We start from the raw sequence: 14,954 nt of genomic DNA, 5'->3' as shown, positions 1-14,954 counted from the left end.
ATAATTTCCTTATTGGAGGCAACCCGTGGCTAAACGTCGAGTCGTCGTAACAGGCTTAGGAATGTTGACACCGCTAGGTAACGATGTTGAATCAACCTGGCAAGGTTTGTTAAATGGTAAAAGCGGTATTCAAACTATCACGCATTTCGATACTTCAAGTTTCGGCACCAAATTCGCAGGTTTGCTGAATGATTTTGATGCATCAGCTTACATGCCACCGAAAGATGCTAAAAAGATGGACTTATTTATCCAATATGGCATAGCGGCGGGTGTGCAAGCATTACAAGATTCTGGCCTAAATATCACAGAGGAAAATGCATCACGTGTTGGTGTAGCTGTAGGTTCAGGTATTGGTGGTTTAACTTTAATTGAAGAGAACCACATCAAATTATTAAACAGTGGCCCACGTAAGCTTTCTCCTTTTTACGTGCCGTCGACCATTATCAATATGATTTCAGGTCATTTATCGATTATGCACGGTCTACGTGGTCCTAATATTTCTATTGTGACTGCTTGTACTACTGGCTTACACAATATTGGCCATGCGGCGCGCATGATCGCTTACGGCGATGCTGATGCTATGGTAGCCGGTGGCGCTGAAAAAGCTTCAACACCCATTGGTATGGGTGGTTTTAATGCTGCGCGTGCTCTATCAACCCGTAACGATGACCCACAAGCGGCTTCTCGCCCGTGGGATAAAGACCGAGATGGTTTTGTACTATCTGATGGCGCAGGCGTTATCGTACTTGAAGAGTATGAACATGCGAAAGCTCGTGGTGCAAAAATCTATTCTGAGTTAGTTGGTTTTGGTATGAGTGGTGATGCGTATCACATGACATCCCCACCAGAAGATGGCGCCGGTGCAGCACTTGCGATGGAAAATGCCTTAAATGATGCAAAAGTCAATGCAGATCAAGTGGGTTATATTAACGCACACGGCACGTCGACTAACGCGGGTGATAAAGCAGAAACTTCAGCCGTTAAATCTATTTTTGGCGATGCAGCTAAAGATGTAATGGTTAGTTCATCTAAATCGATGATGGGCCATTTACTCGGCGCTGCAGGCTCTGTTGAATCAATTATTTCTATTTTATCGCTACAAGAGCAAAAAGTGACACCGACAATTAACCTTGATAACCCAGATGAAGGCTGTGATTTGGACTATGTACCACACACAGCTCGTGATGCAAAATTAGACTATGCATTGTGTAACTCATTTGGTTTTGGTGGTACTAATGGCTCATTGCTATTTAAAAAGGTATAATCTTTTTTAACAACAAGACAGAATAAAAGCCCAGTTGTTACTGGGTTTTTTTATATGTGAAAAATGATAAAACAAAAAACACCACAAAAAATAATAATAACCACTGCACAAACCGCCATTAGTGCGGGGGATCGCGGCTTTAATTATGGCGATGGCTTTTTTACAACAGCTAAAATTTTGGATGGCGAGGTTGAACATTGGCCGTTACATCGACAACGTTTGAGTGAATGCAGTGAACGTTTGTTATTTGGTGAACTAGATTTTCCCGCGCTTGAGCGCACAATAAGCACTACTGTTTCGGAGCAGCCCACAGGTATATTAAAAATAGTTGTTACCCGCGGTGAAGGTGGGCGTGGTTATGGTTTACCAGAGCAGCCAAAGCTGAAAATTTTATTGTCGTTACTGCCTTTTCCTCCCGGTTATCCTGAACTTCCAAAGCGAGGCATTACATTGGGGATCAGCCCTATAAAATTAGCCTCTCAGCCGTTACTTGCCGGCTTGAAAACACTAAACCGTCTAGAGCAAGTGATGATAAAGCAGGCGATGCAACAGCAACCTTACGATGATGTCGTGGTGTGTGATTATAACGGTTATGTGATTGAAACTTCTGCGGCGAATATTTTTGCGATTAAAGGCGGCCGTATAGTCAGTCCACAGTTACAAAATTGTGGTATTAAAGGGGTTTATCTACAATCACTGTGTGCTAAATTACCTATTGAATTTATTGATATTACCCTCGAACAATTACAGCGAATGGATGCCGTATTTATGTGTAATAGTTTAATGGGGGTTGTGCCTGTGACTGCTATTGGCGATATTCAGTTCCAGTTAGCGCCCAGTTCATTATTGTTACAAGAATTGTTTGCCAAGGAGCCTACGTGTTAAGAATCATTATATCGATTATATTATTAGCGGTATTGAGCTGTGCAATTGGTTATTATCAATTACAAACCACAATTAAAAACCCATTAAAGGTCACACAAACACAGCTATTTGAAGTTAAAAAAGGCACGGGGTTTAATCAATTATGTCAGCAATGGCAAGCTAAAAGCTGGCTTGAAGGGTGTTTTCGTTACCAAGTGCTCGCAAAACTTGACCCAACGCTCACTGATTTAAAAGCAGGTTTATATGAGCTTGATAATGGCACCGTGCTTGAAAATATTCGCCGTATTAACCATGGTCAGCAAGTAAGCTTTAGCTTTACCATCATCGAAGGGCAAACGTTGCGTGATGTCTTAGCAAATATTGAGCGAGCGGAACGTTTAGAAAAAGATCTTGACCCCGAAAAACTAGCCAAGCAAATTGCAAACTCAGAACAACATCTAGAAGGCTGGCTATTCCCAGACACATACCACTATCATGCAAATGATAAAGCAAGTGCGGTGCTTAAACGTGCTTATCATAAAATGCAGCAGGTATTAGATGATGCATGGCAGCAAAGAGCTGCCGTATTACCATATGACAGTGCTTATGAAGCATTAATAATGGCTTCAATAATTGAAAAAGAAACCGGCCTTGCCAGTGAACGCCCAGTTATCGCTGCTGTATTTTCGAATCGTTTAAATGCCAATATGCGTTTGCAAACTGATCCAACGGTAATTTATGGCCTTGGTACAGCGTATGATGGCGATATAAAACGCAAAGATTTAACCAGTTATACACCTTATAATACTTATAGAATAGACGGTTTACCACCAACGCCCATTGCTATGCCGTCAAAAGCAGCTATATTAGCTGCGGTTAATCCGCCTGACTCAGACTATGTTTATTTTGTGGCAAAAGGAGATGGTAGCCATACCTTCTCGAAAACATTAAAAGAGCATAACCGAGCAGTACGAGATTATTTACGTTATCAAAAGCAACTGAACAAATAATTTAAGCTATTTTGCTTATAAAAGAGATACCATGACCGGAAAATTTATTGTCATAGAAGGCCTGGAAGGGGCAGGAAAATCAACGGCAATTGCTATTTGCCAAGATTTTTTAGAGCAACGCAGCATTGACTTTACGAATGTCAGAGAGCCTGGCGGTACGCCACTCGCAGAAGCCTTACGAGGTCTTATAAAAGCCAGCCATGATGAAGCTATTGCCCCTGAAACTGAATTATTAATTATGTATGCCGCGCGTTCACAACTGGTCAATAATGTTATAACCCCAGCGCTAACAAAAGGCCAGTGGGTGCTTTGTGACCGCCATGATCTCTCTTCACAAGCCTACCAAGGTGGTGGCCGTGAAATAAAGCAAACAACTTTAAGTGCATTGGCTGAGATTGTTTTAAAAGGCTTAAAACCTGATTTGACAATTTATTTAGATATTGACCCTGCAATCGGACTTGCCCGTGCAAAAGGGCGTGGAGAGCTTGATAGAATTGAAAAAGAACATTTGAGCTTTTTTGAGCGTACCCGCGCGCGCTATTTAGCACTTGCAAATAACGATGATAGTATAAAGTTGGTTAATGCTGAACAAGCCATTGAAAATGTCCATCAAGATATACTCGCTGTGCTTGAAAACTTTATGCAAAGTAACACTTAGTATGGTTTATCCGTGGCTTGAACAAACAAAGCAACAATTAGTCAAAAGCTTTAATGCTGGGCGTTTTCATCATGGTCAATTATTTTATGGTTTACCAGGCGTTGGTAAGCAAGCTATGGTCGAACAACTTGCAAATAGCTTGCTGTGTCTGCAATCGACTAACTTATCTCCTTGCGGGCAGTGTAAAGGTTGTCATTTAAATCAAGCCGCCACGCATCCTGACAAGCGGGTTATTAGCGTTGAAGAGCAAAGCATAGGCGTTGATGATATACGCAGTGTTAGTGATTTTATGAACCAGTCAGCGGCGCAAAATGGTGCTAAAGTTGTAGTGATCAATGATTGCCATAAAATGACGACAGCTGCCGCCAACGCGTTATTAAAAACCTTAGAAGAGCCAAGCAAACAGCGTTTTTTATTATTAACGACCAGTCAACTTAATCAACTCCCCGCGACTATTTTAAGCCGCTGTGCAAAAATGGATATTGTGGTTAAATCGCCGCAATTGGCAGCACAATGGCTAGGGTCCGTGATTGATAACAAGCAGTATCAATGGCTTGACCTATTCTACGCACAACCGTTACTTGTGAGTCATTGGCAGGACAATGATTTGCTCGAAACCGTCGATAGCCTTTATAAATTTGCTACTGGCCTAAAAGATAGTCATAATTTCAGCAATTTAGCAAATATACTTAGCAAGCAGCCTGCACTTATTTCGGTATTTATTTTATTTTTAAATGCTCATCTTAAGGCTCAGTTATTAAATGGTTTGAGTTTTGATGCTTATCAAAATATTCAACTTGCTGTGACGGAGTTTTTACAAAATAGCACCGAAGTACTCGGCTTAAATTTATCCCTCGCTATTTCTCGTTTAGCGTATAGCTTGCAAAAAAATATTAATTAGGAGCGCACAGTGCAAGAATTATTAGTTGATATAGACAACTTGGATGAATTATATCGCAGCTATATGCCTTATTTAAAAACCGGTGGTTTATTTGTTCGTACCAATATGCATTATGAAATGGGGCACTCTCTAGCATTAAAAGTCACATTACCTGATGCCCTTGAAGATGACTTAGTAACCGGTAAAGTTACTTGGGTAACCCCGCAAGGCGCACCAAGCTCTAACCCTCCGGGGATTGGCATTAGCTTTATAGATGATAAAACGAATCTCAATACGAAGATCGAAAAACTACTGGGTACTATGTTAAACTCGGGTAATCCAACGTATACCATGTAAGTAGTACCATGATTGTAGATTCTCATTGCCATTTAGACCGCCTCGACTTTGATAAGCTCGACTTAAACCTTGACCAAGTACTTGATAATGCAAGAGCTAAGCAAGTTGAGCATTTTTTATGTGTAAGCGTAACGCTTGATCAATTTCCTAGTATGCTAGACAAAATTAAAGATTATAGTGATGTGACAGCTTCTTGTGGTGTGCATCCACTTGATCAAAAAGACGCTCTTGATAAACAACGCTTAATTGATTTAGCTAGCAATGACAAAGTGGTTGCCATTGGCGAAACCGGCCTTGATTATTATTACGCAAAAGACACCCATGCAGTGCAGCAAGCCAGCTTTGTGGGCCATATAGAAGTCGCTAACGAATTACAAAAACCGCTGATCATACACACTCGTGATGCCCGTGAAGATACTATAAATTTAATGCGCGAACATAACGCAGAAAAGTGCGGCGGTGTATTACATTGCTTTACCGAAGACTGGGCGATGGCTAAAAAAGCGATAGATTTAGGTTTTTATATTTCTATCTCAGGCATTGTGACCTTTAAAAATGCTGTTGAGTTAAAAGAAGTCGTTAAACAAATACCACTTGACCGACTACTAATTGAGACTGACTCACCGTATTTAGCACCAGTGCCTTATCGTGGTAAAATTAACCAGCCCGCATACGTACAAGATGTTGCTTATTACATTAGTGAGCTAAAAGGTATTAGTTATAAAGAGCTTGCTACAGCGACAACGAATAACTTTTATTCGCTATTTAATTTATAAATACTCCCTCAGGAAACAGTAACTCAGTAAATAAAGGTCAGGGCTTAATGTCGAAAAGTGCAGCGCAACTTCCGCTACTATTAATGGGGCCAATGGTGCGCCGTGCTGACTCTGCTGTCGTTTGTATACAATTTGCTACAACTAAAGCTGGCAATTATCGTATTGAGCTCTGTGGTCTTGCTACCAACAACGAGCTTCAAAGTATTCGTCTAGGCAAACAAGTGTTTTTACACTTTATTACTTTGAAGCCCATTGAGTCCACCTTACCGACAGATGTTTTACTTGGTTATCAGCTGTTTAATGACGATCAAACCATAGACCTGACTGCCTTTAGTTATCCGGGAAAGTCCACGCCAGCATTTGTAATACCACGAGTTCTTGAGCAAGTTTTTCACGGCTCGTGTAGAAATTCTCACCATCCTGCAAAAGATAGCTTAGTTGCAGCAGAGCATTGGCAAAATGAACAACGCACGAAGGGTAATGTTGGCGCAGATATATTATTGCTATCAGGAGATCAAGTATACGCCGACGATGTGGCAGGGGCGATGCTTATTGCTATTAAGCGGTTAATAAAAAAACTTGGCATTTATAAAGAGCTGCCGCTTGATATTGCGCTACCTGAGGATATCAATGAGCAGCTTTATCGGCGACATTTATACCTGCCAAAATTACCGTGGCAACAGCGTCGTAAAACTGGGGTCGGGTATTGGTTAAAAAAAGATGAGCCACACTTTTCAAGCTTAAAAGCGGCCAACCATTTAATATTTTTTGAAGAGTTTATTGCCTTATATTTACTTAATCTCAGTTCATTAGCTTGGCAACTAATTGACTTTGACAGTATCAATTATCAAGCAAGAACAGCTAAATGTCAGCAGATATTCGATAACGAGAAAAAGGCATTACTTATTTTTGGCCAAGGTCTTAGTGATGTGCAGCGTTTATTTGCAAATGTTTCAACATTAATGATGTTTGACGATCACGATGTCACTGATGATTGGAACTTAACAGCAGGTTGGGAGCAAGCAATTTACCAGCACCCAGTTAGCCGTAGAATAGTTAATAATGGCTTGATAAGTTATTGGTTAATGCAAGGTTTTGGTAATGATGCAGGAAACAAAACCAGTAGCTTAATTAATGATTTTAAAGCAAGTTTTACTAACGGTAGCTGCTGGCAGTTTAAAGCCTTTGATAAAGCCATACTTGATTTTAATCACTGGCATTATGAACTTAATACCATCCCCAAAGTAGTCGTACTTGATACACGGACTCACCGCTGGAGAAATGAAAGTAATTTTAACGAACCCTCAGGGTTACTTGATTGGGAGCGGCTCACCGAGCTTGAAGAAAGTTTATTGGCTCATGAACAGGTGATTATAGTGTCTCCTGCACCGGTATTTGGGGTTAAATCAATCGAGGCAATTCAAGCGATTTTTAATATATGTGGACAACCGCTGCTAGTCGATGTTGAAAATTGGATGGCGCATGAAGGATCAGCAAAAAAGTTACTGAATACTTTTCGCCGTAATGATACGCCAAAAGAAACGTTAATTTTATCTGGAGATGTACATTACTCATTTTGTTTTTCAGTACAAAAACGTTTTGGCGATCACTCAAACCGTATCTGGCAATTGACCGCCAGCGGCATTAAAAATGAATTTCCTCGGAAGTTAATTAATATACTCGATAAAATTGATTCGATTTTGTATGCGCCTAAAAGCCCACTTAATTTGTTTACCAAACGCTGGCATATGGAAGTAGATAAACATCAAACCATAGGAGATGGGCAAAAATATTTAGTAAGTGACTCAGCTATTAGTTTAATAACACTAGAGCAGGGGAATTTATCCCGCTATCAATTAATACACGGCGATGGCCGTTTAACTGAGTTTGATTTAGAAGAAAAATAATCCTAAACCAGTTTTTGAATAAGCAATTAATTATACTAAGGCCTGCATTTTAACTTTCCACTTCAAATAACTATTAGTGCAATAAAATAGTGCAATAAAAAATGCAGAGCTCCCCTTGCGGTTACGCGTTAAAATTAACGCTACAATAATAGTTATTAACGAAATGCGTAATATTATTTTGTGCTTAAAAGTATTTCACCCCATGGAAGAAGCGTTTATTAAGCGACAATTACGGTGGCCGGTCTAGCGACAATTATCTTGGCCGGTTGATCTGATAAGGTTCGGTACAGCAGAACGGAGGAGTTCACTGTGCCGGGAACACGAATCACTGATCAGCAGGTCACTATTTATATGAAACATAGAAAACGTAATAGCCAAGTTATCGCGGCTGCGAAAGCAGGTATTTCAGAACGTTCAGCAAGGCGCATTGATAAACTGGATGAGCAGCCATTGTCTAATAAACGCCAATGGCGAACGCGTATAGATCCACTTGAGTCTATCTGGGACAGTATTGTTGTCCCTCTACTTCAAGGTGATGCAACGTTAACTCCGGTGGGAATTTTTGATCACCTTTGCGAGTTTCACACCGACAAATTTAACCCTAGCTCACGGCGTACATTAGAGCGTCGAATTCATAAATGGCGGGCACTGTATGGCTCAAGTAAAGAGGTCGTATTCCTGCAAACACACGAGTATGGCCTATTAGGTATGTGTGATTTTACACATGTGAAGTCACCCGTTACCATTGCTAGTGAACCCTTAAAGCATATGTTGTTTCATTATCGTATGCCCGCCAGTGGCTGGGCTTACGCCCAAGTGATCTACGGCGGTGAAAGCTTTGCTGCTTTTTCTGATGGCGTGCAAAACGCATTTAAAGCAGCCGGCGGTGTGCCTAAAGAAGTGCGTACAGACAGTCTGAGTGCCGCCTATCGTAATCACACTAATGATAACGATTTTACAGAGCGCTTTAATGAATTAGTCACCCATTATGGCTTTAAAGCGACCCGCAATAACCGCGGTATTGCGCATGAAAATGGGGCTATTGAGAGCCCTCATGGGCATCTTAAATCGCAACTGGAGCAAGCATTAAAAATCCGTGGTAGTTATGACTTTCAGACAAGAGAAGTCTATGAATCGTTTGTTGCCGACATTGTAGCTCGCCGTAATCGCCGTGTAAGTGATAAATACGCAGTAGAGCAGCGACAATTACATGCTTTACCACGGACGATGAGCGTCAATTACACCGAGCATTATCTAACGGTGTCACGTACGAGTACTATTTCATTGAAACGTGTTACCTATAGCGTCCCGTCACGCCTTATTGGTAGCCGATTACTGGTTCGTTTATATGACAACCGTTTAGAGCTGCACTATGGCAGCGATTTAGTTCAAACGTTAGCGCGTGTCTATGCTTCTAAAGGATGCCGTGCACGTAATATTAGTTACTTGCATGTTATTGACGCACTGGTTAAAAAACCATTGGCATTTCGCTACTCACAACTACGTGACGACTTACTTCCAAGCGACAATTACAAAGCTATTTGGGAATACGTTAATGCCCACCTTTTAGCGGATGAAGCGAGCTATTACATGGTAAAACTGCTCCATTTAGCAAAACAAAGTGGGTGCGAACGTCAATTAGGACGATTTGTAGCAGCGTCAATTACTCAGCGACAATTACCGGCCATCCGAGAATGTGAAGCGCAATTTTTAGTGATTGCATCAAACATACCCACAATAACAATAAAGCAACACAGCTTGAGCGCTTATAGCAGCATGATACCGGGAGGTCTACATGGATAACTTCACGGCCTCGTTACCTTTAATGCTGAAACAATTAAAGCTTAGCACCATGCTTCAACAGTGGAATACCCTGGGCAAAAAAGCGATAGAAGAACAATGGAGCCCACAGCAATACTTATCTGAGCTGTGCCATATTGAACTTGCGACACGCGATGATAAACGCCTTCAGCGGCTTTTAAAAGATGCAAAATTGCCCGTGGGTAAACACCTTAGCAGCTTCGACTTTACCCTTGTTGATGGGGTTAGTAAGCCCCTTGTTGCTGATTTAATAAATCAGCCGGATTGGTTGAAGCACGGTGGCAATATATTGCTATTTGGCGCCAGTGGTCTTGGTAAAACGCATATCGCCAGTAGTATCGGTTATGGCCTTATCGAGCAGGGCCATAAAGTTAAGTTTGTTGCCGCGTCAGCGATTGTTCAACAACTCCAGCAAGCAAAGCGACATTTACGCTTGCAAGACGAACTTGTAAAGCTCGATAAATACAGCTTATTAATCGTTGATGACGTTGGTTACGTACGAAAAACGGAACAGGAAACGAGCGTGCTGTTTGAATTGATAGCCCATCGCTATGAGCGACACAGCATGATCATCACATCAAACAAATCATTCGAACAATGGGATGAACTATTTGATGATTCAACGATGACTGTAGCGGCAATAGATCGCTTGGTTCATCATGCAACGATTATTCATTGCGAAGGTGAAAGTTACCGACGCAAAACAGCGCTCAATAAGAGCAAATAAAATTCGGTGTCAACCGGCCAAGATAATTGACGCGGAACCGGCCAAGTTAATTGACGCTAGATAAGCGTTTATTTTAATGTTTTTTCAATCATTTTAACTGCTTATTATTAACCGCTTGTTTTGTACTAAATCCCTTGGTAGAGAGTTTTTGATCTTATTTTTTTGCCATTTACCTAACCCTACTGGGCAGCCACATAAAGTTAGAATAACCTCTCCTGTCGCTTTAATTTCTTTATCTAAGCGAATGTCTTTTCCTTGATAATAATCGTTGGCCTGCTCCTGTGTTAAAGCAAATACATTGCTATCGCATTGACTACCAAACACCGTGGCAAATTCATGATTTAACCGTACGCCATTTTTATGAATGGTGCCAACTTGAATACCGAGTCGGGCGTATTTTATTTTATCTTGTATGGCTGCGAAGTCTTTAGGAAATAACCATAACTCTTTATCGCGCTGCATAAGTGTGCCGCAAAGTGGCTTTATGGCAAATTGCTTTTTTAATTCATTGTTAAACGCTTCTGCTTGCTTTTTACCAAAAGGCTGAAACGGAAAAGCCCCTTTTTTTATCTTTTGTTTAGGATTATCAATACTGCTTAATTTTTTGAACTTTGCAATAAAAAAGCCTTCGCTGTCGAATGTTTGCGGCCATACGTGTAAATAACCTTCTTTAGTAGTGGCTTTCTCAGCGCCAGGAAAAAGTGTATTTAATGGTTCTACTTGTAATGCGTTTGCAAACTCACTTTGCAAATATTCACATACTTGCTGGTTTTCAAGCGGAGTGAGTGTACAGGTTGAGTACACCAGCGTGCCACCGGGTTTAAGAGCATAAAATGCACTTTTTATTAAGTCTTTTTGTACTTTTGCGATGTCGGTATTTGACTCAATAGACCAATTTTTTAAAGCGTTACTGTCTTTACGAACAGTTCCTTCGCCAGAGCAGGGAGCGTCTAATAATATGCTGTCGAAGCATTCAAACATGTAATCGCCAAAAATCATTCCATCAAAATGCGAGAGTGCGCAATTACCCACGCCCATTCGTTTGAGGGTGGCACTGAGCACTTTTAAACGTGACGAAGAAAGCTCATTAGCTACTAACACACCTTGATTATTCATAAGTGCAGCTAATTGTGAGGTTTTAGATCCTGGGGCTGAGGCCATATCTAATACATGCGAGGCTTCGGTTAGCGACTTTTTAAGTGCCATCGGCGGCAGCATTGAGCTGGCTTCTTGTACATACATGGCGCCGCTTAAATGCAGAGCGGTATTACCAAGAGTTAAGGCATTTTCTTCTATTTCAGGGCGCTCTAGCCAAAAACCTTCGTTACACCAAGGAATAGGAGTTAACTGCCAGCCTTTATCTGCAGCTGCTTGCTTAAAGTTCTCTACAGACATTTTTAAGGTGTTAACACGAATAGATTTACGCAAGGGGGTTTTACAAGCCTGTACAAAATCCTCAAGAGATAAATGTGCAGGTAAATAGGTAATCACATCATCAATAAATTGCTGGGGAATATAAGTGTTAGCGTCCAAGAAAAAGCTCGCAGGTGGTAAGTAAAAATATATTTTAGCATTTTTATAAGTGATGAGTCGTGTGGTTATTAATATTTTAATTGCGGTAATTCATGTCAACACCTGCATATGTTTATAACGTTTATAGATGTCCCTTTAAATTTTGTCGACAATAATGTTCGTTATAGTGTTTTTTTGGCTATAAGGTTGACATTTTATCGTCAGACGCGCATTGTGCCTTTATGAATTGTCGACAATATTTAAATGTACCTAATGATGCAAGATGTCTATAGCGAAACCTCAATTACCACCGCCTCTGATCAAGTCTTTGTTGATGTGCGTGCTGAAGTAGTTGAAGGCAGTATTAAGCAAGGCAGTAAAATTTCAGAGGCGGAGCTTGCAAAACGTTATGGCGTAAGCCGTGCGACGCTTAGGGAGGCGCTTAATCGTTTAGAAAGCTGCAACCTAGTTGAGCGAAAAGCAAATGTGGGTTGTCGAGTGGTTTCGCTAACAGCTGAACGTTTAATTGAAGTTTATCAAGTTCGTAGTGCTCTAGAAGGGCTTGCCTGTCGCTTAGCTGCCGACAATATGGCGCCTGAAGAAGTAAAAGGCTTAAAGCAATTGCTTAATCAGCATTTACAAACTCAACGAGTCAAAGAAGGCGAGTCGTATTATCAAGAAGCTGGCGATTTGGATTTTCACTATCGAATCATTAAAGGTAGTAAAAATGCACACTTAATTCACTTGCTCTGCAATGAGTTGTATCAATTAATAAGAATGTACCGTGTACAAATGGGAATGGTAGGGCCGCGAGTTTCAAAAGCATTTGATGAACACTTGGCAATAATTAATGCCATTGAAAACCATGACGGCGAACTCGCGGAAATGCTAATGAAACGCCATATTAGTGCCTCTCAAGCAAATATCCAAACAAAATTCGACTTGTTAGCTACAAAAGAGAAGGCAGTGCAGTAATTGAAGACAGTTAAAGTGTCATAAACAAATTTAAATATAAAGTTTGCTCCACGCAACAACCGTTCAAAGAGAGGATATGTAATGTCAGCAGGATTAAAATTTAAACAGGCGGTAGCCAACAATCACCCATTACAAGTGGTGGGAACTATCAACGCTTACACCTCGATAATGGCTGAAAAAATGGGCCATCAAGCTATTTATTTATCAGGTGCGGGTGTAGCTAATGCCTCTTATGGTATGCCCGATTTAGGTATGACCAGCCTTGATAATGTCCTAGAGGATATTCGTCGTATTACCGGTGCCAGCGATTTACCCTTATTAGTTGATGCTGACACCGGTTGGGGCGGCGCATTTAACATTGCTCGCACAGTAAAAGAAATGACCAAAGCCGGTGCGGCAGGTTTTCATATTGAAGACCAAGTAGCACAAAAGCGTTGTGGGCATCGTCCAAATAAAGAAATAGTTTCGCAAGACGAAATGGTCGACCGTATTAAAGCAGCCGTTGATGCAAAAATTGACAGCGACTTTTATATTATGGCGCGTACAGATGCATTTCAAAAAGAAGGCTTAAGTGCGGCGATTGACCGTGCAGCAGCGTGTGTTGAAGCCGGTGCAGATGCAATTTTTGCAGAAGCCGTACACGACCTTGCTGATTATCAAGCATTCTCAAAAGCGATTGATGTGCCTATTTTGGCTAATATTACTGAGTTTGGGCAAACACCTATTTATAACAAAGAGCAATTAAGTGAAGTGGGCGTAGAAATGGTGCTCTATCCGTTAAGTGCCTTTAGAGCGATGAATAAAGCCGCGCTGAATGTCTACTCAGCAATTTTAAATGAAGGGTCTCAGCAAAGCCAAATAGATAATATGCAAACCCGTGCTGAGCTATATGAGTTCCTTGATTATCATACCTATGAAAACACCCTTGATAATCTTTTTTCAGAAAAAAATAATAAAAAAATTAAAGGAGCAAAATGATGAGTGATAAAGCATTAGCCGGAGCTGGCTTACGCGGTCAAGTAGCAGGGCAAACAGCATTATGTACCGTAGGGCAAACAGGATCTGGTTTAACGTATTGTGGTTACGATATTAGTGAACTTGCTGAAAAAGCACAATTTGAAGAGGTCTCATTTTTACTTTCTCGTGGTGAGTTACCTACGACAAAAGAGCTTAGCGGCTACAAAGCAAAATTAAAAAGCTTACGTGGCTTACCCGCAGCGCTTAAAACGGTGCTTGAAAATATTCCAAAAGATGCGCATCCAATGGATGTAATGCGTACAGGTTGTTCTATGTTAGGCAATCTTGAAATGGAAAATGATTTTAGTGAATCTAATGATGCTATCGACCGGATGGTTGCTGTATTTCCAAGTATTATTTGTTATTGGTACCGCTTTACACATGATGGAGTACGTATTGAAACACAGACGGATGATGACTCAGTTGGCGCACACTTTTTAACACTTCTACATGACAAATCACCTTCAGAGTTATTTGCAAAGGTAATGAATGTATCGCTAATTTTATACGCAGAGCATGAATTTAATGCTTCGACCTTTACGGGGCGTGTATGTGCGTCAACGTTATCTGATATTCATTCTTGTGTAACGGGTGCAATTGGTACGCTGCGCGGTCCATTACATGGCGGCGCTAATGAAGCGGCTATGGACATGATCCAAGATTTTAATAGTGTAGATCACGCTGAACAAGAAATTATGGGTATGCTTGAGCGTAAAGACAAAATTATGGGTTTTGGACATGCTATTTATCGTGAATCTGATCCACGTAATGTAATTATTAAAAACTGGTCTGAAAAACTCGCTGAGCAAGTGGGTGATGATGTTCTTTATCCTGTATCAGTGCGCTGTGAAGAAATAATGTGGCGTGAGAAAAAGTTATTTTGTAATGCTGATTTCTTCCATGCATCGGCTTATCACTTTATGGATATTCCAACCAAGTTATTTACGCCTATTTTTGTAATGAGCCGTGTAACTGGCTGGACAGCGCATGTTAAAGAACAACGTGCTAATAATCGTATAATTCGCCCAAGTGCCGAATACACAGGGCCTGATGCGCGCAGTTATACGCCCATTGAATCAAGATAAGTTATGTAGATAAGGTGAGCAGAACGTTCACCTTTTATTGCTTTATTTAATAAAAGTAACTGCAAGCTTAAAGGTCTTCTTGATAAATACCAACTGCATTA

Annotated in this window: 14 protein-coding genes; 13 read left to right on the top strand and 1 reads right to left on the bottom strand. The window is 40.8% G+C overall.

The window, feature by feature from the left end; translation table 11 throughout:
* Nucleotides 1–25: 25 nt before the first annotated feature.
* From fabF to istB, 10 genes are all read left to right on the top strand, one after another.
* The gene (gene fabF / locus ACT3S9_RS08540) at nucleotides 26–1,264 is read left to right on the top strand and encodes a beta-ketoacyl-ACP synthase II (RefSeq protein WP_441834132.1); all 1,239 of its coding nucleotides are present in this window, start codon (nucleotides 26–28) and stop codon (nucleotides 1,262–1,264) included.
* Nucleotides 1,265–1,327: 63 nt separating this feature from the next.
* Nucleotides 1,328–2,149 carry an aminodeoxychorismate lyase gene (gene pabC, locus ACT3S9_RS08535; RefSeq protein ID WP_441834131.1) on the top strand — a complete coding sequence of 274 codons (822 nt, stop codon included), beginning with the start codon at nucleotides 1,328–1,330 and terminating at the stop codon, nucleotides 2,147–2,149.
* Entirely contained in the window at nucleotides 2,143–3,138 is a 996-nt protein-coding gene (gene mltG, locus ACT3S9_RS08530; protein WP_441834130.1) for an endolytic transglycosylase MltG, read from the top strand. Before pabC ends, mltG begins: the two co-directional genes overlap by 7 nt.
* Before the next feature lie 31 nt (nucleotides 3,139–3,169).
* Nucleotides 3,170–3,796: a dTMP kinase gene (gene tmk, locus ACT3S9_RS08525; RefSeq protein WP_441834129.1), complete on the top strand. Its 627-nt coding sequence runs from the start codon at nucleotides 3,170–3,172 to the stop codon at nucleotides 3,794–3,796.
* 1 nt (nucleotide 3,797) lies between these two features.
* Nucleotides 3,798–4,697, top strand: coding sequence for a DNA polymerase III subunit delta' (gene holB, locus ACT3S9_RS08520; protein ID WP_441834128.1), 900 nt, complete (start codon nucleotides 3,798–3,800; stop codon nucleotides 4,695–4,697).
* 9 nt (nucleotides 4,698–4,706) lie between these two features.
* Complete coding sequence (locus ACT3S9_RS08515) at nucleotides 4,707–5,033, top strand: PilZ domain-containing protein (protein ID WP_441834127.1); 327 nt, start codon at nucleotides 4,707–4,709, stop codon at nucleotides 5,031–5,033.
* Nucleotides 5,034–5,041: 8 nt separating this feature from the next.
* Nucleotides 5,042–5,809, top strand: coding sequence for a TatD family hydrolase (locus ACT3S9_RS08510; protein ID WP_441834126.1), 768 nt, complete (start codon nucleotides 5,042–5,044; stop codon nucleotides 5,807–5,809).
* Nucleotides 5,810–5,856: 47 nt separating this feature from the next.
* Nucleotides 5,857–7,716, top strand: a complete 1,860-nt coding sequence (locus ACT3S9_RS08505) for a metallophosphatase (RefSeq protein WP_441834125.1) — start codon at nucleotides 5,857–5,859, stop codon at nucleotides 7,714–7,716.
* A gap of 309 nt (nucleotides 7,717–8,025) precedes the next feature.
* Complete coding sequence (gene istA, locus ACT3S9_RS08500; RefSeq protein WP_443490040.1) at nucleotides 8,026–9,519, top strand: IS21 family transposase; 1,494 nt, start codon at nucleotides 8,026–8,028, stop codon at nucleotides 9,517–9,519.
* Complete coding sequence (gene istB / locus ACT3S9_RS08495; RefSeq protein ID WP_208835222.1) at nucleotides 9,512–10,264, top strand: IS21-like element helper ATPase IstB; 753 nt, start codon at nucleotides 9,512–9,514, stop codon at nucleotides 10,262–10,264. The genes istA and istB overlap by 8 nt, the downstream gene beginning before the upstream one ends.
* A 93-nt stretch (nucleotides 10,265–10,357) precedes the next feature.
* Here the strand turns inward: istB and rsmF are convergent, their stop codons facing one another.
* Nucleotides 10,358–11,797: a 16S rRNA (cytosine(1407)-C(5))-methyltransferase RsmF gene (gene rsmF / locus ACT3S9_RS08490; protein ID WP_441834124.1), complete on the bottom strand. Its 1,440-nt coding sequence runs from the start codon at nucleotides 11,795–11,797 to the stop codon at nucleotides 10,358–10,360.
* Between the two features lie 252 nt (nucleotides 11,798–12,049).
* On the opposite strand from rsmF, the gene ACT3S9_RS08485 reads away from it, so the two are divergent.
* The 3 genes from ACT3S9_RS08485 to prpC all read left to right on the top strand — a co-directional run bounded on the left by ACT3S9_RS08485 (nucleotide 12,050) and on the right by prpC (nucleotide 14,853).
* A complete protein-coding gene (locus ACT3S9_RS08485; protein WP_441834123.1) occupies nucleotides 12,050–12,751 on the top strand; it encodes a GntR family transcriptional regulator in 702 nt (233 codons plus the stop codon).
* 81 nt (nucleotides 12,752–12,832) lie between these two features.
* The gene (prpB, locus tag ACT3S9_RS08480) at nucleotides 12,833–13,729 is read left to right on the top strand and encodes a methylisocitrate lyase (protein WP_441834122.1); all 897 of its coding nucleotides are present in this window, start codon (nucleotides 12,833–12,835) and stop codon (nucleotides 13,727–13,729) included.
* On the top strand, nucleotides 13,729–14,853 hold the full coding sequence (gene prpC / locus ACT3S9_RS08475; protein ID WP_441834147.1) for a bifunctional 2-methylcitrate synthase/citrate synthase: 1,125 nt from the start codon (nucleotides 13,729–13,731) through the stop codon (nucleotides 14,851–14,853). Before prpB ends, prpC begins: the two co-directional genes overlap by 1 nt.
* The last annotated feature ends 101 nt before the right edge of the window (nucleotides 14,854–14,954 follow it).

The sequence above is a fragment of the Pseudoalteromonas sp. AOP31-A2-14 genome, from assembly GCF_052378035.1.
GTDB lineage: Bacteria > Pseudomonadota > Gammaproteobacteria > Enterobacterales > Alteromonadaceae > Pseudoalteromonas.
Note: the sequence above shows the minus strand (reverse complement) of the source record. Positions and strands in the feature narration are given on the sequence as shown.

Excerpts from the sequence above, each read along its gene's own strand:
- pabC (WP_441834131.1), top strand. The coding sequence starts at position 1,328 with ATGATAAAACAAAAAACACCACAAAAAATAATAATAACCACTGCACAA.
- tmk (WP_441834129.1), top strand. The coding sequence starts at position 3,170 with ATGACCGGAAAATTTATTGTCATAGAAGGCCTGGAAGGGGCAGGAAAA.
- holB (WP_441834128.1), top strand. The coding sequence starts at position 3,798 with ATGGTTTATCCGTGGCTTGAACAAACAAAGCAACAATTAGTCAAAAGC.
- ACT3S9_RS08510 (WP_441834126.1), top strand. The coding sequence starts at position 5,042 with ATGATTGTAGATTCTCATTGCCATTTAGACCGCCTCGACTTTGATAAG.
- ACT3S9_RS08505 (WP_441834125.1), top strand. The coding sequence starts at position 5,857 with ATGTCGAAAAGTGCAGCGCAACTTCCGCTACTATTAATGGGGCCAATG.
- istB (WP_208835222.1), top strand. The coding sequence starts at position 9,512 with ATGGATAACTTCACGGCCTCGTTACCTTTAATGCTGAAACAATTAAAG.
- ACT3S9_RS08485 (WP_441834123.1), top strand. The coding sequence starts at position 12,050 with ATGATGCAAGATGTCTATAGCGAAACCTCAATTACCACCGCCTCTGAT.
- prpB (WP_441834122.1), top strand. The coding sequence starts at position 12,833 with ATGTCAGCAGGATTAAAATTTAAACAGGCGGTAGCCAACAATCACCCA.
- prpC (WP_441834147.1), top strand. The coding sequence starts at position 13,729 with ATGAGTGATAAAGCATTAGCCGGAGCTGGCTTACGCGGTCAAGTAGCA.